The organism is Streptococcus agalactiae (genome assembly GCF_949788565.1).
In the GTDB taxonomy this organism is placed as follows: domain Bacteria; phylum Bacillota; class Bacilli; order Lactobacillales; family Streptococcaceae; genus Streptococcus; species Streptococcus agalactiae.
Genome location: NZ_OX460931.1, coordinates 1,398,797 through 1,424,913 on the forward strand (window position 1 = coordinate 1,398,797; position 26,117 = coordinate 1,424,913).

Genomic DNA, 26,117 nt, shown 5'->3' on the forward strand with positions numbered 1-26,117 from the left:
CAACTCTCTTTGCAAGATTATGACAAATAAAATGGTATTTACTGTTACCTTGATAACCGATTTGATATCACTTTATATATTATTGTTTTCTGTAAATTTTCTTGTTCTAAGCGCTGTTTATAGTCACGCATTAACCAAAAATATCTCTCTACAGTTGCAGTTGAATCCAATCCTGATAGTATAATCTCCGACAATTTACTATCAAAAATATAAATAAGATCTTCTGCTCTTTTGGATGAAAACGCCGATGTCATAATGCTATTTGGACGAATTCTATAGCCATAATAGCTTCCATTAACTAAAATTGTTTTTTTACTTTTTATAAAAAGTAAAACACTTACCAACTCATCTTCAAATACTTTATCTATTGGGAAGGTGATGGTATCAAATAGTTCTCTTCGATATAATTTCCCCCAAATAACGATGAATACTGAACTATTTAAATGCCAATGCACTTGTCTATCAATAGCTGTTTGAGCAGAGATTTCTTCGATAACAAAATCTTTGTCAGTGATGTAGTAACCAAAAATATCTTCTGTTTCTCTGTAGATATAGTAATTACTGATAACAATATCAGCATTATATTTTTCTTGCTGAGCTAGCAGTACTTCCAAATAATTTTCCTTTACCCAATCGTCCGAATCAACAAACGTAACAAATTGGCTCTCTGGACTAATTCGTGCTAATCCAAAGTTTCTAGCTTTAGAAGCACCGCCATTTTCGATATGGAAAACTCTAATACGGTTATCTCTTAGGGATAATTGATCGCAGATACTAGCAGATGTATCTGTAGAACCGTCATCTATCAGTAGAATTTCAAAAACTTGGTATGTTTGTCCTAAAATGGTATTTACACACCCCTCTAAATATGGTGCTGCATTATAGACTGGAATAATAACAGAAACTAATTTATCAGTCACTATTGCCTCCATTTTTACATAAAAACTGTCGCATATCCTCCAAATTAATAAAGCAATGACTTAACTCCCTATATTCAATTGTCACTGTTTCATTAAAACTCAATATCGGAATTGATTTCTCAATAGCTTTTTGACAAAACTGTATTTCCTTCCAAGAAGTTGAGATATCAAGGTAATAATTTGCTTTAGTCATTAGTTGTTCAAAAAGTGGGCTGGTTATTGAAGGATACAGACGAACGTTAGAGTTTGTGGCTAACTTAAGTAATCTTGGGCCAAAAGAGGTCCAAGCAGCTATATGGAAGCAACTATTGGGGAATAGTTCAACCAATTCTTCAATATAAAGCAAATCCACGGACGTTGTGAAAGTAAAGAAGTGTTTTTCAAATGTTGGCTCAGGTAACAGATACGTTTCAAAATTAAACACCTCATTCCAATCTAGTTGCTCATATTGCCACCATGTCTCCCTAAACCTTGAAGAAGAAAAAGTATTCCATGGTTTATCATGAGTACAGTAATGGATAATAGTAGGCGATTCAAAGTTACGATCAAAATACCCTTGCCAATTTTCATAAAAGGCACCTAAATCATTTCCAACTTGAGCATTATACTTATCTTCTAACTTAAGCCAATTATTATCAAAAAGAAGATTGAGAACCCCTTGGTCTCCAAAAATTCCATTATCCAATTCTCGTTCTGTTATTTCCAGAAGTTTTTCTGTTACTCGATATCTCATCCAGTAAAGCGAGTTTATTAGCATAACACCTGAGTTAAAATGAATACCGTCTCCATCTAAGATAGCTGCTATCGGGTAGTCCCCTAATTCTATCTCAAACAACTTATCTAAGTTATCAACAACCAAAGTATCAATATCTAAATAAAGAACTTTCTCTGCATCAATAAGTTGCGGAATGTAGTACCTTGCATAAGCCATATAGGTAATATGGGCACGGGGCGTTTTAAATTCCTTAAAAGTATCATCAAAGAGTTTTATATCAAAAATACAACTATGACTATTTAATAAACGTCTTTGAATATTTCTAAACCATTCTGAAGCTATATCTTGATTTAAAATATAAATACTTACTCTATCATTGTGACATAAAATCGATTTTATAACTGTTTGGATCTGATTTAAAGATTTATTATCACCTGCCAAACAAATAACGTTATTTTTCACAATATTCCTTTCTAATATGTTCTTTAAATCGTTCATTCTTTAAATAATCAATAATATCCGTAACTCTCTCAAATTGTTTGCCTTGACCATGATAAGTTGTAGAAAGGGATAAAATATCTTTACCTAATTTCTTCACTTGCTCCAGAACCTGAGTATCTGCAGCACCATGATTAATATCAAGGTAAATATCTGAATTTTCAACTAGCTCATTTAATTTGAAACGATAAACAAGTGGATAAAGTTTTATATTTGAATACATTTCCAATTGTTTCAATTTTTCTGAAATTTGAGTATAGGCAGCAATATGAAATTGCCAGTTTGGTAAATCCTTAGCCAACCTCTCAATTCCTTCAATTGAATCTGAGTAAGTAAAAATGAAAGCTCGATGGATAGGCTGTAACACTTTCTTCAATGAAACTTCTACACCATCATTGACTTGCCATCTTGTAAAAATATCGCTCCATTCAAGTCTATTATATTCCCACCATATATCGCGCCAACGAACAGATGTTTCAAGGTATTTCCATGGTTTTGTCGCTGTATAATGAATAACTTTAGGTAAATCTTTTCTGCGATTTAATTGACGTTCAGACTGTTGGAATAGGTTATATAACATATCTGCTCCTGTATGATAGTTATAAGTTTCATCAAGTTCTAGCCAATTATCGCACAGTACATCATTCAAAACATCCTGGTCATGATATTGAAGAACCCCTTGGTTTTCTCTAGTATAATCTAACAGTCGCTGACTAATCCCTTGTTCTCGCCAAAAAATATTATTAATTAATAGCAAACCTGAATTAAAATAATCTTCTTTACCATCATATTCTTCGAGCAAATCATCTCGAACAGCCGCTACACCATATTTTGAAATATCAAGAGTAAATATCGATGTTAAATCACTGGTGATAATCATATCACAGTCTAAATATAGTACCTTATCTTCATGAATAACTTCAGGTATAAAGTATCGAAAGTAAGTAGGATAGGGCATCGGTTTTTGAAATTTAAAATGTTTAATTTCTTCATTAAAAATTTTAGTGTTAGATATTGTGCAATCCATTTTAGATAAATGATATTCCATCATTTGAAACCATTCAACTGGAAAATCGTCATTTAAGATATAAAAATCAATAAATTGATTATGAAAGCATATTGATTTAATTATAGTCTTAACTTGCTCTCGATAGCCAAAATCCGCCGCTAACGCGATAGCTTTTCTATTTTTCATCTAAGAGGACCTACTTCCCTTATTCTTTTAACCATCAATTCAGGCATTGTTTCTGAGATAACTTCTATATTTTTTGTCGTATGTGCTGTAGAATCAAAGGCTAAAATCGGTTTATTCTCTTCTTTTATTTTATCTAGAATACCTTCTACTTCGTAAGAATGATTAATATCCAAGTACACATCACAGTTACGTATAAGCTCTTCCAAGATAGGGTTGATAACTAATTTATAAACTTTAATATTGCTATAAGTTTCTAGATTAGCTAATTTCTCTGAAATATCACTACGTGCTGCAATATGAAACTGATAATCTGGTAGAGCTTTTGCAAGTACTTCAATATGTTCTAATGTATCTGAGGCTGTTAATGTAAATAAATTCAGTGTTTTACCTGTTAACCTGTTCAAATTTTTTTGTTGTTGAGCATAAATAACTGACCATTCTAAACCAAAATAATACCACCATTCTGAACGGTATCGCGATTGACTATATTTATTCCACGGTTTATCTTGACTATTATAATGAACAACAACAGGTTCGCAATCATCATAAAAATGATACAAATCTAGTCGCCCATATGCATTAATATTGACATCTTGACCAATCTGAACATTATATTGTTTACCGATATCTATCCAACGATTCTGAGTCAAAATATTAAGGTATTCTTGATCTCCTACCCCAACAGCAGAACCCTTATCTGCAATCCTCATAAGGCTATTATAAATTTCTTCTTTTTTCCATAATGAATTATTGATTAGCATAACACCTGAATTAAAACTAACTGGTGCTGTATTTCCATAGTAAAGCGTTGAAAAATGATCTGCTACAGCTCCTAATAAATTCTCTTCAAGGTTTATGTCAAATAGAGGATCCAAAGAACCCCTAACTATTACATCACTATCTAAATATAAAACTGTCTCTTCTTCAAGGTGAATTGGAATAAACCATCTGAAAAATCCCGCCACACTGATATGGCTCAGGGTAGGTATCCCCTCAAAGACATCTGAACTTATGGGAATATTTTTTACTCTACAGTCAAACTGTTCTAAAGAATGGTTAAGGATATTAAACCATTCTACAGGAAAATCTGTGTTAATGATATAAATAGTTAAATGTTGATTATGACTAACAATAGATTTTATAGTTGTCATAACTTGATCACGATATTGGAAATCTGCACCTAAAACAATTGTTTTCTTCATCGCTACCTCTATCTATAAAGCATATGCACAGCATCTATCAATAATTTTTTAGTGATATAACCATTTCGTAAGAGAGTTGCTATCTTCTCAACATTTTCCACATAGCTGTCATAAGTCTCTTTTTCCATATTATTAATTTTTTCAACAGCTTCTTCTAGCGTTTCAACTGTAAATCCTAATCCGTGTTGTTTGATAAAGTCTCTACTTGAAATATCATGGTTAGCAATAATTGGAAGTCCAGCAGCCAAGAAAGTAGATAATTTATACGAGGCATTCATCCTCGAATAACGACGCTCGACCAACTCCTCTCTATCTTCACTCCAACACAGGCCAAATCCTCCCCGCTTAGAAAGACTTAGCATCAATTCCACATCATCTTTCCATCCCTGAGCATGAACATTTGCCTCAGAATTGAGTCTGCTTCCGTCTCCATAATAGATGAGCGGAATATTTTCCTTCCAGTCATTGACAAAGGGAAAGCGTTGAATATCGCCTGCAAAACTAAGGACTTTTTGATATTCTGGACGAGGGAGGTCTATATTAATTGGATGATCCCATACTTCTTGATAAAGAACTTTAGAAGTAGTCATCCCTTTTTCAATTAGATAATCATGCATCGCTTTTGTAGGTAGAATAACAACATCCGAACGATTATACATATCAATTACTCTATCTAATAAATAAAAATTAGACTCAAACATTAAGGGAACAATATCATGTACAAAAGTTATAATTCTAGCACCGTATGCCTGTAATTTATCTAGAAAAAGTTCATCAAATTCTGTTGAATTCCATGTAGGTACTTGAAAAACAACAATATCCCCTCTGCCTAATCCCGCAATGATACCATCCATCCTAGTACTTCTTTCACCATGCGTTTCAGCATGATCATTATAAAAGTAGATTCCCATTTCATCATAACCAAGTTGACGTCCGACATCCTTAACTAGTTTTTGTGATATAAGAGCAATGCTACGCGGTGACTGCCCATATATACTTGTAATATGTACTCGCATTTTAGTTAATCTCTCTTTAAAACTCTCTCTTATCCAGACCATATCATACCAGTTAAATAATAGTTTTATTAACACTCATTGTACTAAAATGATCCAAAACTTTTTTACATTATTTTTGAGTTTATCGTAACTGATAAACTTATTTTTAGAAATAAATTCCACTTCTTAATTTTATCATATTTTCGCAGAAAAACATTGCTTGTCACTTGATAAATACAGATTTACAAGGCTTTTTACGAACTTCTATAACAAAAAGACATATCTCTCTAAAAATATTAAGAGATATGCCTTCTACCATGTCATTTAGTACTTTAAGGATTCACAGTACGTCTAGTTCTTATCTTTTTTAGATTTTTTCCTTCCCAAAAGAGTTGCCCCAGTCATTAAACCTAAACCTAAGGCAGTAGCAGTTACAGAATAATCTTGGTCACCCGTAGAAGGTAAGGCAGAATACACCTTCTCTTTTGATGAATTAGAAGTCACTGAGCTTGAAGAACTTGTGGAAGCGCTGGTACTTGCTGACGTCGATGCACTCATTGAAGCGCTAGTGCTGGCTGATGTCGATGCACTCATTGAGGCACTGGTGCTGGCTGACATTGATGCACTCGTTGAAGCGCTGGTGCTGGCTGACGTTGAGGCACTTGTGGAAGCGCTGGTACTTGCTGATGTCGAAGCACTTGTTGAAGCACTTGTTGAGGCGCTAGTACTTGCTGACATTGATGCACTCATTGAAGCACTTGTACTGGCTGACATCGATGCACTCATTGAGGCGCTAGTACTTGCTGACGTGGAAGCACTCGTACTTGCACTTGTTGAAGCGCTAGTGCTGGCTGACGTCGATGCACTCGTTGAGGCACTTGTGCTGGCTGACGTCGATGCACTCATTGAAGCACTGGTGCTGGCTGACATTGATACACTCGTTGAGGCGCTGGTGCTGGCTGACATTGATGCACTCGTTGAGGCGCTGGTACTTGCTGACGTGGAAGCACTCGTACTTGCACTTGTTGAAGCGCTAGTGCTGGCTGACGTCGAAGCACTTGTTGAAGCACTTGTTGAGGCGCTAGTACTTGCTGACATTGATGCACTCATTGAAGCACTGGTGCTGGCTGACATTGATGCACTCGTTGAGGCGCTGGTACTTGCTGATGTGGAAGCACTGGTACTTGCTGATGTGGAAGCGCTAGTGCTGGCTGACGTCAAGGCACTCATTGAAGCGCTAGTGCTGGCTGATGTCGATGCACTCATTGAGGCACTTGTGCTGGCTGACATTGATGCACTCGTTGAGGCGCTGGTGCTGGCTGACGTTGAGGCACTTGTGGAAGCGCTGGTACTTGCTGATGTCGAAGCACTTGTTGAAGCACTTGTTGAGGCGCTAGTACTTGCTGACGTGGAAGCACTCGTACTTGCACTTGTGGAAGCGCTAGTGCTGGCTGACGTCGATGCACTCATTGAGGCACTTGTGCTGGCTGACGTCGATGCACTCATTGAAGCACTGGTGCTGGCTGACATTGATACACTCGTTGAGGCGCTGGTGCTGGCTGACATTGATGCACTCGTTGAGGCGCTGGTACTTGCTGACGTGGAAGCACTCGTACTTGCACTTGTTGAAGCGCTGGTACTTGCTGATGTCGAAGCACTTGTTGAAGCACTTGTTGAGGCGCTAGTACTTGCTGACATTGAGGCACTCATTGAAGCACTTGTACTGGCTGACATCGATGCACTCATTGAGGCGCTAGTACTTGCTGATGTGGAAGCACTGGTACTTGCTGATGTGGAAGCGCTAGTGCTGGCTGACGTCAAGGCACTCATTGAAGCGCTAGTGCTGGCTGATGTCGATGCACTCATTGAGGCACTTGTGCTGGCTGACATTGATGCACTCGTTGAGGCGCTGGTGCTGGCTGACGTTGAGGCACTTGTGGAAGCGCTGGTACTTGCTGATGTCGAAGCACTTGTGGAAGCACTTGTTGAGGCGCTAGTACTTGCTGATGTGGAAGCGCTAGTGCTGGCTGACGTGGAGGCACTTGTGGAAGCGCTAGTACTTGCTGACGTCGACGCACTCGTTGAGGCGCTCATACTTGCACTTGTGGAAGCACTGGTACTTGCTGATGTCGATGCACTCATTGAAGCGCTAGTGCTTGCCGAAGTTGAAGCACTGGTACTAGCTGACGTAGAAGCACTTTCGGATAAAAATTTTTTTTCAGCATTCGCATCTGATTCTCCATCTACTTGAGTATATCCGTAAAAATATTTAGAACCATTTGTTTGATTTATATCAGAAACAGTCGAATACAATACACCACTTTGTTTAGGTATTTTGACTAAAACAACATAAGATGTAGAGGAAGAAATAGAATTTGTTTTCCAATCTATGGTAATTTTAGAACCATCGTTAGTATAACTATACTGGGAAGTCACATCTTCAAACTCAGTCGAATCATAATTTTGATCCATACTATCTGTAAGATTTTTTGAATTAGTTTTTAGAATCTTTACTTCCGCATTTAATAAATTAACTGGTGAACCTGATGTTCCATCTGAACCGATAATAGTATATAGATTCCCAAGTCCTGATGCGAAATACATTTCCTTACCTTCAGGATTAATTTGAGTAATATAAGTTTCTGTCTGTTTTTCATCATCAATCTTCATGATCCGAGATCTTACATTTGTCTTAACATTAGTATGTTCTGTCACTGAAGGACTATTATACTGAACACGTTCCTCAATTGAAGCAACTTGATTGTTCAATGTTGCAGTAAAGCGCTGCTTATCTGAAGTCGTTTTGGAAACTTTTCTCTGATCAGGCCAAACTGGCAGCTTGACTTGAGCATTAATATTATTCAATGTAGAAGCATATTTTGTCCAGATGTATGTAATATTATGTGTTAAAGGACTATATGATCCCGTTGCTAATAACTGACCACTTGTATCTATTATATCTTGAACTTTTAGAGTAGTACCAACCCCTTGTGTATCAAGATTATCAGAAAGCTTTACAGTAAAGAAATCTCCCTCGTTAACAGAAGCGATTGAAAAGTTAAAGTTCAAAACAAGGTTTTCTGATTTATCTAATTTAACTGTTCCAGGCTCACTAAGAGTGTTATCTTTTAACGCAATATTAACTTTCTGAAACTCACTTGATACGTCTTTACCTAACATTTCAGTATCAGACACTTCTTCTAGTGGTATCAAGTCCATCTCCGAGCTCAAAGCTATCAAGTTCATACTCCTTGGCTGAATAACTGATTTTAATCTAATTGTCGGAGTTAGAGTCTCATTCCCAGTTTTATCGCTTGCAATCATTACTTGGGGTTTCTCTGGAGTTATAAGCGACTCATTTGACATTTTGGAAGTCTGTAACTCCGATTTTGGTTTTGTAATTTCAATTAGGCTAGATACTGAAGCATTTTTACCAGCATCAGTAACTAAGCTACTTTCTGTTACTATCTGGTTTGCCGAAAACGACTCTCTTCCTTTATCAGTTAAAGAAGCCTGAGTTTTAAGAATATTTGAAGCCTCACTTACACTTGTAGATTTTAAAGCACTTGTTGAAGCTGATTCTGAAAGACTTGATAGAGTACTTTCTGAGGTAGATGTACTTACAGATTCACTTACACTTGTTGATATTGACCCTGACATAGACATACTGATAGATTCACTAACACTTATTGAGGCTGACTCTGACATAGATACACTATTGGAGTCGATGATGTTTTTCGATACTGTCCCATCTTGATAATTTTGAACAGCAGTTGTTTTAACAGTCACTTCCGTTTGTTCTGCAAGTGTTGGTACAGAACTCGATTGTTCTTGAACAACTGGAGTCTCATCTGCATAAACACGACTGGTTAAACTCGCTCCACCTAGCAGAGCTCCAGCAGCTAGTAATCCTTTGAGATAGGTCAAATTTCCTGAAGATAGTCGGTCTTCTTTTTCAATATTTTGAACACACACATCTGCTTCAACAGTTGCTCTCCCTTTAATCGCTTTAAATAGATTAAAATGCGACATTATTGTTCTTACCCAGTTTTTCCCTGATTTATGCATCTTGACTCTACTCTTAGAATCTACAACTGTTAACTGCTTGCCAAAAGTCTTTTTGGACATGTTTCCTCCATATTTAAATATTTTTTTATATTTTGTTTTGGTTTAAAAACATAACAGTAAAATTAAGTGATTAGAAATCTATCTTATTAAACACAAAAATAATGATACCGTTAAGCACGTAGATACATCATTTTTATACAGATATAAACCTTACAATTGATTTTTAGTATGATTTCATAAGAATCTCAACTGGTGCTTAATAAACCTTTACGAGAATATCACTAATTATGACTAAAATAAATATACTTTTATAACTCATTTTCCCAAAAAGGTATTTAAAATATTTGTTTTTTGAGAATTATTATTTTATAAGGTTAAAATATTTGAAACATTTTATATTATTCCTTATTATAGTATTAATGAGTGAAAGGAGTTGCGTAATATGATAGAAAATTTTTTAGAAAAAAATATCCTTAATAAAGTTAAATTACTTACTTTATGTTATGATACCCCCTCACTATCCTTAGATACCGCCTGTAACCGACTCCACTTATCACCAGTTGAGCTTAAAAACTATTGTCATAAATTAAATGTTTTATTTGGTCATAAACTTTCTATCCATATCCAAAAAGAACGGATTTTATGTAAGCTAAATAAACTTACTCAAGAAGATGCCTTAAAAATAGTTTATAATGAGTCAAACACTTTACAACTTCTTAAATTTTTAATTGATGACTCGTCTGATAAAAAATCTCTAGTAGCTTTTGGAAATGATCTCTTCTTATCTCGTTCTTCTGTCTATCGTCTGCGAGAAAATTTAATTCCTTTAATTAAATATTTAGGATTATCCTTATCTAAAAATACCATAGTAGGTGACGAATATCGCATTAGATATCTCATCGCATACCTCACTACTAAATTTGGTATTAAAATTTACGATCTGTCTGCTCTAGATATTAAGATTATTCGACAATTTTTATTTGAGAGTGGTACTAATATAAGACCTACTACGCACCTTTCTGATATCTTTATTTTTTTTGATACGCTTTTCATTTTAACCTGGAAACGTCACCATCATAAAGTTAAAATTCCAAACTCCAAACTTTTCTCTTCTCTTAAAAAAATCTTTATTTATGAGGAGCTGAATACATGTGTAAAAAGTATCGTTCAACCTTACTTGAATGTTATTTTTAATTCAGAAGACATGGATTATATTTTTCTTATCTATCTTACAAGCGCTAACTCTTTTGCTGCTCAAAAATGGACTGAAACACATGTCGATGAAGTGTTAGCTATTTTTGAAAGTCTTCCTAAATTCCAAATGCTACTACTACCTTTGAAAGCAGCTCTTCCATACTCTGACACCTACTACGATGAGCTAGTGAAAGTCACTATTTACTTTTCTCGAAACTTCATAGTTGGTCTGAATCAATTAATTCCTGAAACAATTAGTTTTCCTTCAACATTCTATCCTGGAAATCCTAAACTAATACCCATTATCGAACCAATAGTCACACATTGGCTAACTGAAATTGGGGAATCAACTTTAAAAAAACAGCACTTTTTCTTATTCTGTGCTCATCTGGAAAGGGTGATAAAAAATAATATGCCTCCTATAAGAGTTGTGTTGTTAACAACTGATTTCATTAATAATCAAATCTTCAAAGACTATCTATTACAATCTCTTTCCTTAGAGAAAATAAACTTTCATTCCTATTACTTATTAAGAGATAATGTTAGTCAAGTATCAACTCTAAAACCTGATTTAATCATTACCGATCAAAAACTAGTTCCATATGTCACAAAGGAATTAGCTACAAATAGTTTAGTCGCTCATATTGATTACAACGATACACCCTCTCAAATCAGTAATATCCAAACTATTATTTCTAATATTAAAGAAGAAAAATATCGAAAAATCTTTGATAAAATATAACATCCACCTACTGTATTCTTTTGATTTCAATTATTAATAAAACGACTAGAGCACTTCATTAACTACTCTAGTCGTTTTATTAATTCTGTTCATCGTATTAATCGATTGCTTTTAGTTTTAAGATAACATCTCGGATTTGTGCAGCTAGCTCAAAGTCCAATAATTCAGCTGCTTCTTGCATTTGCTTTTGAAGAGCTTTAATTTCAGCTTGCCTTTCTTTTTTAGATAAACTACTGTAATCGACAACTTTTTCAGGTTTATCGCTGTCATTACTTTTAGTAATGGCAATTAAATCACGGATTTCTTTTTTAATTGTTTGTGGCACAATTCCATGCTTTTCATTATAATCCATTTGTAAACGACGACGGCGAGCGGTCTCATCCATAGCTCTTTGCATAGAATCTGTTATTTTATCAGCATACATAATAACATGACCATTACTGTTACGTGCTGCACGTCCTATTGTTTGGATAAGACCACGCTCATTACGAAGGAAACCTTCCTTATCAGCATCTAAGATTGCAACAAGGGAAACCTCAGGAACATCTATTCCTTCACGTAAGAGATTAATACCAATTAAAACATCAAACACACCAAGTCGTAGATCACGAATAATCTCTGTACGTTCTAGGGTTTTAATATCGCTGTGCATATACTTAACTTTAACTCCCATTTCTTTGAGATAATCTGTTAAGTCTTCTGCCATACGCTTTGTCAATGTTGTAATAAAGGTACGCTCACCTTTTTCAGTCCTCAAATTGATTTCACCAAGCAAGTCATCCATCTGCCCCATACTTGGTCTAACTTCAACTTCTGGATCAAGAAGTCCTGTTGGCCGGATAATTTGCTCAACAACCGTATCTGTTTGCTCCATTTCATAGTCTCCTGGCGTTGCAGATACATAGACAATTTGATGGACATGGCTTTCGAATTCTTCACGACGAAGTGGACGGTTATCTAAGGCAGATGGTAAACGAAAACCGTAATTAACCAACATTTCTTTACGCGAACGGTCTCCATTATACATCCCTTTGATTTGCCCCATTGTCATGTGACTCTCATCAATCATAATCAAAAAATCTTCTGGGAAGAAATCTAACAAAGTAAAAGGCGGCTCACCTTCACTTCTGCCATCCATGTGACGTGAGTAGTTCTCAACACCATTTGTATATCCCATTTCACGAAGCATTTCAATATCATATTCTGTCCTTTGTCGAATACGTTGCGCTTCAATCAATTTCCCTTCTTTTTCAAAGAGTTCTACTTGATTTTCCATTTCAGCTTGTATTTTTGAAATAGCTTCTTCCATATGTTCATCATTTGTCATAAAGTGTGTTGCTGGGAAAATAGCTAAATGTTCCACTTCTCCTAGCACACGCCCTGTTAACGCTTCTATTTCTCTTATACGATCAATTTCATCACCAAAAAATTCAATTCGAAAGGCATGCTCATCACGACTCGCAGGAAAAACTTCTACAACATCGCCACGAACGCGAAATTTTCCACGTTGAAAATCAATATCGTTACGCTCAAATTGAATATCAACGAGATTGTTCAATAACTGATCACGTGAAATTTCTTGACCTGGCCTAAGGCTAACAACACTGTCTGCATACTCTTTAGGAGAACCTAAACCGTAAATACAAGAAACAGATGCTACAACAATAACGTCATTTCTTTCTAATAACGAAGAAGTCGCTGAGTGACGTAATTTGTCAATTTCGTCATTGACTGAGCTATCTTTTTCAATATAAGTATCCGAAGAAGGCACATAAGCTTCTGGTTGATAATAATCATAATATGAAACAAAGTACTCTACGGCATTGTCAGGAAAAAATTCTTTAAACTCTCCATAAAGTTGACCTGCTAAGGTTTTATTATGTGCAATCACCAAGGTTGGCTTGTTAACTTGGGCGATAACTTGGCTCATTGTGTAGGTTTTACCAGTACCAGTAGCACCTTTTAAAATCTGAGCTTTTTCTCCTCCTTCAATATTGTCAACCAACGTTTCAATAGCTTGAGGTTGATCTCCCGAAGGACTATATTTGGAAACTAATTTAAATCGGTTAGTATCTTTTCTATCTATCATTTCTTTACCTCGATTACTTTATTTTAACATAGAAAAAAGAAAAAGACTGAGCTGCAACACTCAATCTGTTTCTTCAGTCTTAATTAGTCATAGAAGGTATATAATTGCAGCTAAGAGAACAAAAATAGAAATCAAACTTCCTTCTATTCCGAATGCACCACCTGATATCCAGTCTGGTGCGTTTTCTTTAACGGTAAAATGCAAAAGAGATGCTCCTGCTTTCTGACCACTTACGGCAATACCATAGAGATTACCTTGGCTAAAATTCCAAGCTCCATGTAAGGCTGCAACGCTCCAAATATTACCACTTTTAATCATATACAAGGACATTAAAACTCCCGAACATATAATACTTACAATAGAAAGAAAAGTGACATGGGCATTTACCAAGTGCAAAATGCCAAATAAAGTGGATGAGACCCCTATGGCAACAGCTAAATGAAAACGATGATTAATTAGAGGAAGAAGCCACCCTCGTGTTAGCAATTCTTCCGTACCGCTTTGAATAAGCCAAAAAGGAAGGAGAGTTACAACATAGAAAATCGTTGCCTTAGAAACATCATAGCTATGAAAGTCAATTCCTCCCAATATATAAGCAGTGATGACAGAAATTGAAAATAGAATAAAACCTATACTCCAGCCTTTTATAAGTGACCACAGAGTTCTTTTAAACTTTGTAGAAAACCCCAGTTCTGAAAAAGGTCTTTTTTCTACGAATTTTACCCAAATAAGCAAAAGGAATGCTGAAAAACTAAAGGTTCCTAATTCTCCATAGATATTATTAAATAAATTAATAAACTCAAAAAAAGTATAGGAAGAAAACTTATAGAGTACAGAAGATACTAGAACAATTCCCACACCACCTAGAGTTAGACCAACGAAAAAAAATAGGTATACCATAAAACAAGCAAATAACAATAATAGCCATGACGGCCAGTTTTTATAGACAGCGAACTGACTATTTAAAATCCTTTTATTCATAATAATCCTAAATCCTTTTTGTGTGATGACACTAGAACAATTATATCATAATACTAACTAAAGATATATATAAAATTAACATAACATACATGTTACGTTTTCTAACATAGAAATGACATTTTGTTGCTCTATCTTATTTATTTTGATATAATAAAACACATATTTATAAAAAGGAGATTTACATGAAGCACAAGTTAAAAGCTTTTACGCTTGCTTTACTCTCAATATTCTTTGTGTTTGGTGGAAAGGTCAGTGCAGAGACTGTGAATATTGTTTCTGATACAGCATACGCTCCATTCGAATTTAAAGATTCTGATCAAACTTATAAAGGAATCGATGTTGACATCGTTAACGAAGTCGCTAAGCGTGCTGGCTGGAATGTTAACATGACGTATCCAGGTTTTGATGCCGCAGTTAACGCTGTTCAATCTGGACAGGCAGACGCGCTAATGGCCGGAACTACTGTTACTGAAGCACGTAAAAAAGTCTTTAATTTCTCAGATACTTATTACGATACTTCCGTTATTCTTTATACTAAAAATAATAATAAAGTCACAAACTACAAACAACTAAAAGGAAAAGTAGTCGGTGTAAAAAATGGAACAGCTGCTCAAAGCTTCTTAGAGGAAAATAAATCTAAATACGGCTATAAAGTTAAAACATTTGATACAAGCGACCTAATGAATAACAGCCTTGATTCTGGTTCTATTTACGCCGCTATGGACGATCAACCAGTTGTGCAATTTGCGATAAATCAAGGAAAAGCTTACGCCATTAACATGGAAGGCGAGGCAGTTGGTAGCTTTGCATTTGCTGTCAAAAAAGGTAGTGGACACGATAACCTAATTAAAGAATTTAACACAGCTTTTGCACAAATGAAATCAGATGGCACTTATAATGACATCATGGATAAATGGCTTGGGAAAGACGCTACAAAAACAAGCGGCAAAGCAACAGGTAATGCCAATGAAAAAGCAACTCCTGTAAAGCCAAGTTATAAAATTGTTTCTGATTCTTCATTCGCACCATTCGAATATCAAAACGGTAAAGGGAAATATACTGGTTTTGATATGGAATTAATCAAGAAAATTGCTAAACAGCAAGGTTTTAAACTTGATATCTCAAATCCAGGTTTTGATGCTGCTTTAAATGCTGTCCAATCTGGACAAGCTGACGGTGTTATTGCAGGAGCCACAATCACAGAAGCACGCCAAAAAATCTTTGATTTTTCTGATCCTTATTACACATCTAGCGTTATCTTAGCGGTTAAAAAAGGAAGCAATGTCAAATCATACCAAGATTTAAAAGGAAAAACAGTTGGTGCTAAAAATGGTACTGCCTCATATACTTGGTTATCAGACCACGCAGATAAGTACAACTATCATGTTAAAGCATTTGATGAAGCATCTACAATGTATGATAGTATGAACTCAGGTTCAATTGATGCTCTAATGGATGACGAAGCAGTTCTTGCTTACGCTATTAATCAAGGTCGTAAATTTGAAACACCTATCAAAGGTGAAAAATCAGGCGATATCGGATTTGCAGTGAAAAAAGGGGCAAATCCAGAATTAATTAAAATGTTTAACAACGGTCTTGCTTCACTCAAAAAATCAGGTGAGTACGATAAACTTGTTAAAAAATACCTTTCCACAGCCAGCACTTCTTCAAACGATAAAGCTGCTAAACCTGTAGATGAATCAACTATTTTAGGATTAATTTCTAATAACTACAAACAATTGCTATCTGGTATTGGAACTACTTTAAGTTTAACTCTTATCTCATTTGCGATTGCTATGGTTATTGGTATTATCTTTGGTATGATGAGCGTATCACCAAGTAATACTCTCCGCACAATTTCAATGATTTTTGTTGATATTGTCCGTGGTATTCCACTCATGATTGTGGCCGCTTTTATTTTCTGGGGTATTCCTAATTTAATCGAAAGCATCACAGGTCACCAAAGTCCAATTAATGACTTCGTTGCTGCTACTATCGCTCTTTCTTTAAATGGTGGTGCGTACATTGCTGAAATTGTACGTGGTGGTATCGAAGCTGTTCCTTCTGGTCAAATGGAAGCAAGTCGTAGTTTAGGTATTTCTTACGGCAAAACTATGCAAAAGGTTATCTTACCTCAAGCAGTACGCCTTATGTTACCAAACTTTATCAACCAATTTGTCATCTCATTAAAGGATACAACAATTGTATCAGCAATCGGACTTGTGGAACTCTTCCAAACTGGTAAAATCATAATTGCACGTAACTATCAATCATTCCGTATGTATGCTATCCTTGCAATTATGTATCTTGTAATCATTACCCTTCTCACCCGTCTAGCAAAACGTTTAGAAAAGAGGCTTAAATAATGGCAGAATTAAAAATTGATGTCCAAGATTTACACAAGTCGTATGGGCAAAATGAAGTTTTAAAAGGTATTGATGCTAAATTTTATGAAGGTGATGTTGTTTGTATTATTGGACCTTCTGGTTCAGGAAAATCAACTTTCCTTCGCACATTGAACTTACTTGAATCAATCACAAGTGGAAAAGTTGTTGTGGACGGCTTTGAGTTATCAAATCCAAAAACAGACATAGACAAAGCACGTGAAAATATCGGAATGGTATTTCAACACTTCAATCTTTTCCCACATATGTCAGTTCTTGAAAACATCACTTTTGCTCCTATTGAACTTGGTAAAGAATCTAAAGAAGCAGCTGAAAAGCATGGGATGGAATTACTTGAAAAAGTTGGTTTAGCCGATAAAGCTAATGCCAAACCAGATAGTTTATCTGGAGGACAAAAACAACGTGTAGCTATCGCAAGAAGCTTAGCGATGAATCCAGATATCTTACTTTTTGACGAACCAACTTCTGCACTTGATCCAGAAATGGTTGGAGATGTTCTCAATGTTATGAAAGATTTAGCTGAACAAGGTATGACTATGTTAATTGTGACACACGAAATGGGATTTGCTCGTCAAGTTGCCAATCGTGTTATCTTTACAGATGGTGGTCGTTTCCTCGAAGATGGGACACCTGAGCAAATCTTTGATACACCTCAACACCCACGTCTCCAAGACTTCCTTAATAAAGTTTTAAACGTTTAATAAAAAAAGATGACTTCGTGTCATCTTTTTTTATATCCTAATCACAAACAAATTATAATAGGATAAGTTTTCTTCTAAAATTAGCAAAACATCAGCTAGAATGTTTGAATAATGTTGCACAAGGGCTTTCAGTATGATAATATAGCAGTATGAAAGACTATATTAACAGAATATTGCACTTTATTAAAGAACATATGACTTATCATGTCAACTTTATAGATGACTTTTTAGATACTAAATGGGAAAAGGTGAGTAACATCCATTTAAGGTTTTGGACAACTATTATTGCTTATCTAGTTATTTTTATCTTAAGTATCTCTACCGTAATTCTTAACCTTGTACTTCTTTTTCAAGGATTCTTAACGCAAAACCCTATTATTTACTTACTATTTTTTATAACTTTAGTTTGTGCTTTTTATTTTGCTTATAAATTTATTACTTATACTCCAACCATTGTAAAAAATGCTCTTCAGTATATCAAAAAGCTCAAAAACGTTTAAAATAATAAAGTAATCTGTACCTTAACACTCTATCAATTATGTTTTAGAGTCTTTTTTCATACCCAAAATAACTAAAAAGGATAGTTACTTAACTATCCTTTTTCTTTTGCTAATTTTTCGCGTTCTAAACGAAGTTTACGATTAGGATTTAATGTGTTAAAGAGTTCTTCTAATTTTTCAGCATTCCAGACATCGGCCGCTGAAACAAAGTTCCCATCTTTATCACGAAATGATATCGGTTTATCTCCCATAAAAAACCTCCAATCAAGTACTGCATTAATCTACAAATTCAAATTCGAAGTTACCTATACGAACAATATCTCCATCCTTAGCTCCGCGCTCTCGAAGTGCTTCATCAACGCCCATACCACGTAACTGACGAGCAAATTTCATTATTGATTCATCGCGTTCCATATTTGTCATAACAAAGAGTTTTTCTAGCTTATCACCATACAATACCCACGTTGCATCATCATCACGTGTAATCTCAAATGGACGTTCATCTTCGTTAAATCCATAGTATGCTTCATCTTCTTGCATGTCAGTTTCGTCATAAAGAAGAAACTCTTCTGTATTGGCTAATAATTCGGCCGTCGCATCCATAAGGTTCTCTAGTCCTTGATGTGCTAAACTTGAAATTGGAAAAATCATAGGCATGTCATCAAACTCATCATAGTTTGCAGCTAATTTTTCTTTGAATGCTGCCAAATTCTCTTCTGAATCAGGCATGTCCATTTTATTGGCAACAATAATTTGCGGACGTTCCATCAATCGAAGATTGTAAGTTTCCAACTCATTATTAATTGAAACATAGTCATCGTAAGGGTCTCGTCCTTCACTTGCCGACATATCAATAACATGTAGAATAACACGTGTACGCTCAATATGTCTAAGAAACTGAGTTCCTAATCCGACACCTTGACTAGCCCCTTCAATCAAACCAGGAAGATCAGCCATTGCAAAGCTATCACCTGATTTTGTACGAACCATCCCTAAATTAGGGACAATTGTCGTAAAATGATAGGCACCAATTTTAGGCTTTGCTGCTGAAACAACACTAAGTAGCGTCGACTTCCCAACTGATGGGAAACCAACGAGACCAACATCAGCCAAAATTTTTAATTCTAATTGTAATTCACGTTCTTCACCAGGCTCCCCATTTTCAGCAATTTCAGGAGCTGGATTACGTGGGGTTGCAAAGCGAATATTTCCACGACCACCGCGGCCACCTCTGGCTACAACGAATTCCTGATCATGCTCCACAAGGTCGGTAATAACCTTACCTGTATTAGCATCACGAACAGTTGTTCCAGGTGGTAATGACACAATAAGGTCTTCTGCACCTCGACCGTGCATACCTTTAGTCATCCCTTTTTCACCAGCTTTTGCTTTAAAATTACGGTTATATCGAAAATCCATCAAAGTTCGTAAACCTTCGTTTACTTTAAAAATGACCGATCCGCCTTTACCGCCATCACCGCCCCACGGGCCTCCATTGGGGACATATTTCTCACGACGAAAAGCAACCATGCCATCACCACCGCGACCTGCCTTAACACTAATTTTGGCAGTATCTAAAAACATACTCATTTCTAAAATTCCTATTCTTTATTCTATTCAGTATAAAAAAACGCTTTACAGCGTTTCTCATTACATGATTGCACTAATAGCACCAAATACCAAACCACCAACTGTTACTAGTACCATCAAAATAACAACAAAAAGAGTCAGTTTTTCAAACCCAGTTTTTTTTCGTTGTCCGTTATCTCCAAAAGCCACTCATGTCACCTCATTTACTGAATATATAGTTAAGTCTATATTAACACGAAATGTCTTATTTCGCAAACTACAAACCGTTAGCTTAAATATATCTTTATTAAATCGCTTCCATATTTCCTTGTGCTTTATAAGAGTTTATGATAAATTATAAAAAATAGTAAATTTAAAGGAGCTAGTATGGTTTTACAAGATTTCGACAACCTTTTAAAAAAATATGCCCAATTAATTATTTCTAAAGGTTTAAATGTCCAAAAAGGGCACACTCTCGCTTTAACAATCGATGTGGAACAAGTCCACTTAGCAAGGCTTTTAACTGAAGCCGCTTATGAAAAGGGAGCAAGTGAAGTTATTGTTGATTATACAGATGATTTTATCACGCGCCAGCGACTACTTCATGCTTCAGATGAAGTTCTCACGAATGTTCCACAGTATACCGTTGATAAATCTTTAGCGCTATTAAATAAGAAGGCTAGTCGATTAGTTGTGAAATCTTCTAACCCTAACGCTTTCGCTACTGTTGATCCTAAACGTTTATCTGAAACAACTAGAGCAACCGCTATTGCCTTAGAGGAACAAAGTAGAGCAATACAAGCTAATAAAGTATCTTGGAACGTAGCTGCAGCTGCTGGTAGAGAATGGGCTGCACTTGTCTTCCCAGAATTAAAAACAAGCGACCAACAAGTTGATGCTCTTTGGGATACCATTTTCAAATTAAATCGTATTTATGAAGATGATCCTATTGGTGCTTGGGACGCACATGAAGCTAAATTATTAGAAAAAGCTACTAGACTAAATCAAGAACAATTTGATGCTCTTCATTATACCGCACCAGGTACAGATTTAACGCTTGGTATGCCTAAAAATCATATTTGGGAGGCAGCCGGTAGTCTCAACGCTCAGGGAGAGACTTTTATCGCTAATATGCCTACTGAAGAAATCTTTTCAGCACCTGATTACCGTCGTGCAAATGGGTATGTGACAAGTACAAAACCTCTCAGTTATGCTGGCGTTATTATCGAAAATATGACGTTTACCTTTAAAGACGGTAAAATTATCAATGTCACTGCAGAAAAAGGGCAAGAAACAATCCAACGCTTAATCGAGGAAAATGATGGGGCAAGATCGCTTGGGGAAGTTGCACTTGTCCCACATAAAACACCAATTTCACTGTCTGGACTAATTTTCTTTAATACTTTATTCGATGAAAATGCCTCTAATCACCTCGCTATTGGATCTGCATATGCCTTCAATGTAGAAGGAGGAACAGAAATGACAAGTCAAGAATTGGATGAAGCTGGTTTAAATCGTTCTTCAACACATGTTGATTTTATGATTGGTTCAGAACAAATGGATATTGATGGTATTCGTGCAGATGGAACTGCTGTCCCAATCTTTAGAAATGGCGAATGGGCTATTTAAATATAAAAAGGAGGTTAGTCCTCCTTTTTTATATTTAATAAAGTTTCATTTTCTTATTGTAAAGACTTAATGATAACAGAATAATCCCTCCCGTAGATGCTATTACAGTATCTGAGTGGCTATCTCCTGTTTTAGGAAGTTCCTTTTTAGGCTTACTGTGGCCTTTTTTCTCATCATTTGCTTTTGAAGATGATGATTCATCGCGATCCACTTCTTCTTGATCACTACTTGCTTTACTAAAATTCTTAATACTATCTTCTGAAATTAATACTTTTGTTCCACTAGAAATATCCTTATTATTGCCAATTTCTGTCTTCGTGCTACCATCAGGCTTGTTCTCTTCACTAGGTGAGGGTTGCGATGGTTCTGTTGTAGGTGGATTTGTTGACGGATTTGTTTCTGGTTCACTTGATGAACTCGATTCATTTTTAGAAGAAGAACCAGTACTAGACTGGTCTAGTTCATCTGATCTTTTCTCCTCAGATAAGGTCGTAGTCACGACACTCATGTCAGTATTATTATCACTTGTATCAGCATAACCGATTGATGAATAAGTAGCACATGTTAAGATAGTAAGTGCTACCATCGTTAAAATCTTATTTTTCACTTTCATATTATTTCCTATTTTATAATTCCTTACACCTTCATTATAATTTATTACAACATAAAAATCGAAAATATGATACTAAAAAGTGAAAAATAGGAATTATTTTACATTACAATCAACTTTTCTGATTCTTTTTTGTTACAAAGCTAAAACAAGCTAATAAAAGGGTTACTACTAAAACTGGAGATAGACTTGATTCTGTATCACCTGTTTTAGGAAGTGCTTTTTGATATGCCATTACGGATGGTTTATTTTTAACAGACGATTTCATCCATTTTTTAGAGATGGATACTTGAATAACTTGTGAATTTTCTTCTAAATTTACTAATGATGAATGAGCTTTAAAGAGGGAGTTAGTAGGCTGTATTAGGCCAGTAGATGGTTTCGCTTCTTTATCTATTATTCTTTGCCATTTAACATTAAAACCATGATGTTTTTCAAAGAAAGTTGCAAATTTAATTAATACCATATCATAGTTTGCACCTGCCATTAACATCGTCCCTATGGGTAAACCAGACTCAGATAAGTAAGTCGGGATACTGATAGCTGGGAGTCCTGTCATATTAGCAATTTGTGTAAAAGGTGTTCTACGCAACATAGGCTCCCACTGGCGATTAAAGAGAGCAATTCTTTCTTCTTGGCTCAAGTTTTCCATATTATAAATCGCCCTTTTATCTTCCTCTGTTACATATGGATCTGTATTTAGAGGGGCTAAACTTGCGGTCGTTGGCGATAAGAAAATAGGAAATTGCTTGTGAAGCTTCTCCATTGCCTTACGATAATCATCCATATGTTTTTGGGCTTCCATAATAGATTTCTTAAGTTCAGCCTTATCTGAATTTTGATAAATAACATGAACTGCCCAAGTAATGGGATCAACGTCTTCTTTAGTAAAACCATGTTTTTTTAAGTCTTTTTCAATTGTTGAAAAAGCTCCTCCCATGCCAATAGCCAAGGTTGAATAATCACGCATTAATGCTCTACCATCAATTGGTAAATCTATCTCTGTCACTTTGAATCCTTGTTTTCTTAAGAATGTGACGTTGTCCATAATAGCATTTTTAGCATCTTGACTAACTTCTGTTCCCATTGGTGATTTCAAAGTATAAGCAATTGGTAAAGATTTTAAATCATTAACTGATACTAGCGTTTGATCGCTTTTCTTTAGGTAAGTTAACAATGTTTCTGCGTCTCTAGATGACTTAGTTAATGGAAAATGAACTGCTGTACTATACGAATCTGGCTTTTCATTACTCACCAATCCTCTTGTTGGTTTTAAACCTACTAAGCCCGTCCAAGAAGATGGAATACGGATAGAACCACCAGCATCACTGCCGCTAGCAATTGGCGTCATCCCGCTAGCAATGGCTGCTGCACTTCCACCAGAAGAGCCACCAGCATTATGAGCAAGATTCCAAGGGTTATGCGTTGGACCGTATAATTTAGAGTCTGTTATATTACGCCACCCATACTCTGGAAAATTCGTTTGTCCTAAAATAATAAATCCTAAATCTTTATATTTTTTGACATAGCTACTGTCAAATGTGCTAATTTTTCCATCTGCATAGATCAAGCCATTATTGGTTTCACCGCCTTTAATACTGTGCCCTAACCCCTTGACTAACAAGGGAACACCTAAAAACGGCTGATTGGTATCTTTAAGTTTTCTAGCCTCTTCAATGGCTTCTTGGCGTCTAGTAGTAATGACTGCATTTAAAGATGGGTTTTCTTTAGCAATAATATCGTATGCCATATTGACGAGTTCCTCACTAGTAACTTGACCACTTCTCACCATGTTGGCTAAATCTTGACCATCTTTTTGTTTGTATGTCTCTTCAGTTAACTTAGTAGAAGTACTCTCAACGACAGGACTTGATTGAGTTGTTTTTAAATCATCTGGAGCTGAAATATGAGGCGTGTCAACTGTTGTAAGCGCCGCAGAATTAGCTGGTTTTACTTGACCTATTACAGATTGTCCTGATTCTGATGCAAATTTTGCGGTAGGATTACTGTCATTAGTTTGAACGATAGTATTTGTAGTAGGAGCTACTGAAGCACTTGTCTCAGTACTATTAGCATAGATACTGCTAGTATTCATTGCAGTAGCTAACGTTAAAACCGTCACCGTATTAAGAACAAAGTATTTACGTTTCATTTCATCTTCCAATCTAAAAAAGTATACGTTTACATTATAATCTAAGTGTTATCAAATTGCTAAAATATTAACTGTTATTTTATATTATTGCATATGTTTTTCTAATTTTTCTATTTCTTTTATTGTTAGCCGTCTCCATTGTCCACTTTCTAGCTGTTTATCTAATTGTAGATTTCCCATACTCAGACGCTTTAGCTCTAAAACTTCCTTACCACACGCAGCAACCATACGTTTAACTTGATGGAATTTTCCTTCCTTAATAGTGATTTTAACAAGACTCTGCTTCTTCACCTGATTTACTTCCACAATTTCTAATAATGCTGGTAAACAAGTAAAATCTTTCAGAATAATCCCTTTATCAAATGCCAAAATATCGTCTTCTGTCATTATCCCTGAGATTTTTGCCTCATAGCATTTATCAACGTGTTTTTTAGGTGATAACATTTTATGCGCTAATTCCCCATTATTAGTTAATAACAAAAGGCCTGTTGTATCAATATCTAAACGCCCCACTGGGAAAACAGCTTTATCTCGAGCAGTTTTGTCTAGCAAATCTAACACGGTTTTATGCGAAGGATCATCCGTTGCTGATATAACACCTTTGGGTTTATGAAGCATATAATAAACAAACTTTTCATATGACACTAGAGTTCCATTATATTTAATCTCATCTCTATATTCATCTACCTGTACTTTTGGAGATGTCTCGCTATTACCATTAACACTAATCTGCTTTTTTTTCAATATTAATTTGACTTGAGTACGTGAACCAAGTCCGCATTCTACTAAAAATTTATCAAGTCTCATTTAGATGTTATAACCTCTTTCGATAATGATATATTGTAAAGGATTTTACCATATTCATCCTTTATTACTACTTTTCTAGTAATACTATCATTAATATATTCTCCTCGTCAATGGAGGTCTTAATGGTTCTCTTAACTTTAAGGAACTATCCCACATAAAAAAGATGGAAATACATTTCCATCTTTTCTTATTAAAATGAGACATTATCTGGATCTTTGGGTTTAATACCTGAATCTAGTTGTATTAAGGTAGCAATATCATCTTCGTTTAATTGAAAATCAAAAATATCAAGGTTTGCTTCAATATTTTTGGGAGTCGCTGACTTAGGTAATGGTAAAAAGCCATTATCAAGTGACCAGCGAAGAGCTACTTGTGCAACTGATTTACCATATTTTTCAGCAATAGCTTTTATAGATTCATTTTCAAAAATAGCACCTGTTCCAAATGGACTGTAAGCTTCTAATAAGATATCATTTCCTTTACAGAAGCGAACCAAATCCTCTTGAGCACAACCTGGTGCTAGGATAATTTGATTAACCATAGGTTTTATTTCGGCAGTTTCAAATAAAGCCTCTAAGTGATGTTTCATGAAATTCGAAACACCAATAGCTTTTACCTTTCCTTCTTTATAAGCTTCTTCCATCGCTTTCCAAGTGCCTGCATTCCCAGCTTTCCACGCATCATTTTCACGAAGAGCTTTTGGATTTGGCCAATGAATCAAAAGAAGATCAATATAATCAACACCTAATTTCTGCAGAGATTCATCAATAGAAGCTTTGGCTAAATGATAGTCATGTTTGTCATTCCAAATCTTAGTTGTCAAAAAGATACTTTCTCGTGCCAAACCACTGTCTCTTATAGCACGTCCAACACTGTGTTCGTTGCCATAAATCTGAGCAGTATCAATATGAGTATAACCAACTTTTAAAGCATGAGTCACTGCTTTATAAGCTTCTTCACCTTCAGTTAGTTGCCATGTCCCAAAACCAATTTTAGGAATGTTAAGAGTATTCGATAGAGTATATGTTTCCATAACAATCTCCTTTTCTATGTGACAAAAATGAATTTCATAGTGAAAAACATCTATTTTAAACATCTAAATGATAGTTTGATATATGGTATTATCCCCTCCTTATGTAAAATTA

20 protein-coding genes are annotated in these 26,117 nt (G+C 35.4%); 5 read left to right on the top strand and 15 right to left on the bottom strand.

Going from position 1 to position 26,117, the window contains the following annotated elements; translation table 11 throughout:
• Window positions 1-44 precede the first annotated feature (44 nt).
• The 6 genes from QOR44_RS07165 to QOR44_RS07190 form a co-directional block, all read right to left on the bottom strand.
• Window positions 45-920, bottom strand: a complete 876-nt coding sequence (locus QOR44_RS07165; protein ID WP_000130204.1) for a glycosyltransferase family 2 protein — start codon at window positions 918-920, stop codon at window positions 45-47.
• The gene (locus tag QOR44_RS07170; protein WP_000795052.1) at window positions 913-2,097 is read right to left on the bottom strand and encodes a glycosyltransferase; all 1,185 of its coding nucleotides are present in this window, start codon (window positions 2,095-2,097) and stop codon (window positions 913-915) included. The genes QOR44_RS07165 and QOR44_RS07170 overlap by 8 nt, the downstream gene beginning before the upstream one ends.
• Entirely contained in the window at window positions 2,087-3,328 is a 1,242-nt protein-coding gene (locus QOR44_RS07175; RefSeq protein WP_001883265.1) for a glycosyltransferase family 8 protein, read from the bottom strand. The genes QOR44_RS07170 and QOR44_RS07175 overlap by 11 nt, the downstream gene beginning before the upstream one ends.
• Complete coding sequence (locus QOR44_RS07180; RefSeq protein WP_000751412.1) at window positions 3,325-4,530, bottom strand: glycosyltransferase family 8 protein; 1,206 nt, start codon at window positions 4,528-4,530, stop codon at window positions 3,325-3,327. Before QOR44_RS07180 ends, QOR44_RS07175 begins: the two co-directional genes overlap by 4 nt.
• An 8-nt stretch (window positions 4,531-4,538) precedes the next feature.
• On the bottom strand, window positions 4,539-5,546 hold the full coding sequence (locus tag QOR44_RS07185) for a sugar transferase (protein WP_001263774.1): 1,008 nt from the start codon (window positions 5,544-5,546) through the stop codon (window positions 4,539-4,541).
• Window positions 5,547-5,876: 330 nt separating this feature from the next.
• Entirely contained in the window at window positions 5,877-9,653 is a 3,777-nt protein-coding gene (locus tag QOR44_RS07190; protein ID WP_283572686.1) for an accessory Sec-dependent serine-rich glycoprotein adhesin, read from the bottom strand.
• 382 nt (window positions 9,654-10,035) lie between these two features.
• Between QOR44_RS07190 and QOR44_RS07195 the strand changes: the two genes are divergently transcribed.
• The gene (locus tag QOR44_RS07195) at window positions 10,036-11,529 is read left to right on the top strand and encodes a helix-turn-helix domain-containing protein (protein WP_000571942.1); all 1,494 of its coding nucleotides are present in this window, start codon (window positions 10,036-10,038) and stop codon (window positions 11,527-11,529) included.
• A 97-nt stretch (window positions 11,530-11,626) separates the two neighbouring features.
• Here the strand turns inward: QOR44_RS07195 and uvrB are convergent, their stop codons facing one another.
• Both uvrB and QOR44_RS07205 read right to left on the bottom strand, forming a co-directional pair.
• Complete coding sequence (gene uvrB / locus QOR44_RS07200) at window positions 11,627-13,618, bottom strand: excinuclease ABC subunit UvrB (protein ID WP_000567071.1); 1,992 nt, start codon at window positions 13,616-13,618, stop codon at window positions 11,627-11,629.
• An 87-nt stretch (window positions 13,619-13,705) separates the two neighbouring features.
• Window positions 13,706-14,599 carry a CPBP family intramembrane glutamic endopeptidase gene (locus tag QOR44_RS07205; RefSeq protein ID WP_283572687.1) on the bottom strand — a complete coding sequence of 298 codons (894 nt, stop codon included), beginning with the start codon at window positions 14,597-14,599 and terminating at the stop codon, window positions 13,706-13,708.
• Window positions 14,600-14,781: 182 nt separating this feature from the next.
• Between QOR44_RS07205 and QOR44_RS07210 the strand changes: the two genes are divergently transcribed.
• The 3 genes from QOR44_RS07210 to QOR44_RS07220 all read left to right on the top strand — a co-directional run bounded on the left by QOR44_RS07210 (window position 14,782) and on the right by QOR44_RS07220 (window position 18,205).
• Window positions 14,782-16,965 (top strand): ABC transporter substrate-binding protein/permease, encoded by a 2,184-nt coding sequence (locus QOR44_RS07210; RefSeq protein WP_000681005.1) that lies wholly within the window; start codon window positions 14,782-14,784, stop codon window positions 16,963-16,965.
• Entirely contained in the window at window positions 16,965-17,705 is a 741-nt protein-coding gene (locus tag QOR44_RS07215) for an amino acid ABC transporter ATP-binding protein (protein WP_000818887.1), read from the top strand. Before QOR44_RS07210 ends, QOR44_RS07215 begins: the two co-directional genes overlap by 1 nt.
• A 149-nt stretch (window positions 17,706-17,854) precedes the next feature.
• Complete coding sequence (locus tag QOR44_RS07220) at window positions 17,855-18,205, top strand: hypothetical protein (RefSeq protein WP_001883404.1); 351 nt, start codon at window positions 17,855-17,857, stop codon at window positions 18,203-18,205.
• Window positions 18,206-18,297: 92 nt separating this feature from the next.
• Here QOR44_RS07220 and QOR44_RS07225 read toward each other — a convergent pair whose 3' ends face one another.
• From QOR44_RS07225 to QOR44_RS07235, 3 genes are read right to left on the bottom strand one after another with little or no spacing between them, the layout of a single operon-like run.
• On the bottom strand, window positions 18,298-18,456 hold the full coding sequence (locus QOR44_RS07225) for a hypothetical protein (RefSeq protein WP_000502594.1): 159 nt from the start codon (window positions 18,454-18,456) through the stop codon (window positions 18,298-18,300).
• 25 nt (window positions 18,457-18,481) lie between these two features.
• Window positions 18,482-19,795, bottom strand: a complete 1,314-nt coding sequence (gene obgE / locus QOR44_RS07230) for a GTPase ObgE (protein ID WP_000061659.1) — start codon at window positions 19,793-19,795, stop codon at window positions 18,482-18,484.
• A gap of 60 nt (window positions 19,796-19,855) precedes the next feature.
• A complete protein-coding gene (locus tag QOR44_RS07235) occupies window positions 19,856-19,984 on the bottom strand; it encodes a DUF4044 domain-containing protein (RefSeq protein WP_000863865.1) in 129 nt (42 codons plus the stop codon).
• Window positions 19,985-20,161: 177 nt separating this feature from the next.
• On the opposite strand from QOR44_RS07235, the gene QOR44_RS07240 reads away from it, so the two are divergent.
• Window positions 20,162-21,403 (top strand): aminopeptidase, encoded by a 1,242-nt coding sequence (locus tag QOR44_RS07240; protein ID WP_000244046.1) that lies wholly within the window; start codon window positions 20,162-20,164, stop codon window positions 21,401-21,403.
• 34 nt (window positions 21,404-21,437) lie between these two features.
• Here QOR44_RS07240 and QOR44_RS07245 read toward each other — a convergent pair whose 3' ends face one another.
• From QOR44_RS07245 to QOR44_RS07260, 4 genes are all read right to left on the bottom strand, one after another.
• The gene (locus QOR44_RS07245; RefSeq protein WP_001883402.1) at window positions 21,438-22,016 is read right to left on the bottom strand and encodes an LPXTG-anchored serine-rich surface protein, SAK_1503 family; all 579 of its coding nucleotides are present in this window, start codon (window positions 22,014-22,016) and stop codon (window positions 21,438-21,440) included.
• Between the two features lie 109 nt (window positions 22,017-22,125).
• On the bottom strand, window positions 22,126-24,165 hold the full coding sequence (locus QOR44_RS07250) for an amidase family protein (RefSeq protein ID WP_000824624.1): 2,040 nt from the start codon (window positions 24,163-24,165) through the stop codon (window positions 22,126-22,128).
• Between the two features lie 84 nt (window positions 24,166-24,249).
• A complete protein-coding gene (locus QOR44_RS07255) occupies window positions 24,250-24,972 on the bottom strand; it encodes a pseudouridine synthase (RefSeq protein ID WP_001234925.1) in 723 nt (240 codons plus the stop codon).
• A gap of 190 nt (window positions 24,973-25,162) precedes the next feature.
• Entirely contained in the window at window positions 25,163-26,005 is an 843-nt protein-coding gene (locus QOR44_RS07260; RefSeq protein ID WP_000451355.1) for an aldo/keto reductase, read from the bottom strand.
• Window positions 26,006-26,117: the final 112 nt, after the last annotated feature.

What these genes read in the sequence shown, in the direction of transcription:
- uvrB (WP_000567071.1), bottom strand. Translation starts at nt 13,618, where the DNA reads ATGATAGATAGAAAAGATACTAACCGATTTAAATTAGTTTCCAAATAT.
- QOR44_RS07260 (WP_000451355.1), bottom strand. Translation starts at nt 26,005, where the DNA reads ATGGAAACATATACTCTATCGAATACTCTTAACATTCCTAAAATTGGT.
- QOR44_RS07205 (WP_283572687.1), bottom strand. Translation starts at nt 14,599, where the DNA reads ATGAATAAAAGGATTTTAAATAGTCAGTTCGCTGTCTATAAAAACTGG.
- QOR44_RS07240 (WP_000244046.1), top strand. Translation starts at nt 20,162, where the DNA reads ATGGTTTTACAAGATTTCGACAACCTTTTAAAAAAATATGCCCAATTA.
- QOR44_RS07250 (WP_000824624.1), bottom strand. Translation starts at nt 24,165, where the DNA reads ATGAAACGTAAATACTTTGTTCTTAATACGGTGACGGTTTTAACGTTA.
- QOR44_RS07255 (WP_001234925.1), bottom strand. Translation starts at nt 24,972, where the DNA reads ATGAGACTTGATAAATTTTTAGTAGAATGCGGACTTGGTTCACGTACT.
- QOR44_RS07225 (WP_000502594.1), bottom strand. Translation starts at nt 18,456, where the DNA reads ATGGGAGATAAACCGATATCATTTCGTGATAAAGATGGGAACTTTGTT.
- QOR44_RS07215 (WP_000818887.1), top strand. Translation starts at nt 16,965, where the DNA reads ATGGCAGAATTAAAAATTGATGTCCAAGATTTACACAAGTCGTATGGG.
- QOR44_RS07210 (WP_000681005.1), top strand. Translation starts at nt 14,782, where the DNA reads ATGAAGCACAAGTTAAAAGCTTTTACGCTTGCTTTACTCTCAATATTC.
- QOR44_RS07245 (WP_001883402.1), bottom strand. Translation starts at nt 22,016, where the DNA reads ATGAAAGTGAAAAATAAGATTTTAACGATGGTAGCACTTACTATCTTA.
- QOR44_RS07220 (WP_001883404.1), top strand. Translation starts at nt 17,855, where the DNA reads ATGAAAGACTATATTAACAGAATATTGCACTTTATTAAAGAACATATG.
- QOR44_RS07195 (WP_000571942.1), top strand. Translation starts at nt 10,036, where the DNA reads ATGATAGAAAATTTTTTAGAAAAAAATATCCTTAATAAAGTTAAATTA.
- QOR44_RS07190 (WP_283572686.1), bottom strand. Translation starts at nt 9,653, where the DNA reads ATGTCCAAAAAGACTTTTGGCAAGCAGTTAACAGTTGTAGATTCTAAG.
- obgE (WP_000061659.1), bottom strand. Translation starts at nt 19,795, where the DNA reads ATGAGTATGTTTTTAGATACTGCCAAAATTAGTGTTAAGGCAGGTCGC.
- QOR44_RS07180 (WP_000751412.1), bottom strand. Translation starts at nt 4,530, where the DNA reads ATGAAGAAAACAATTGTTTTAGGTGCAGATTTCCAATATCGTGATCAA.
- QOR44_RS07185 (WP_001263774.1), bottom strand. Translation starts at nt 5,546, where the DNA reads ATGCGAGTACATATTACAAGTATATATGGGCAGTCACCGCGTAGCATT.
- QOR44_RS07175 (WP_001883265.1), bottom strand. Translation starts at nt 3,328, where the DNA reads ATGAAAAATAGAAAAGCTATCGCGTTAGCGGCGGATTTTGGCTATCGA.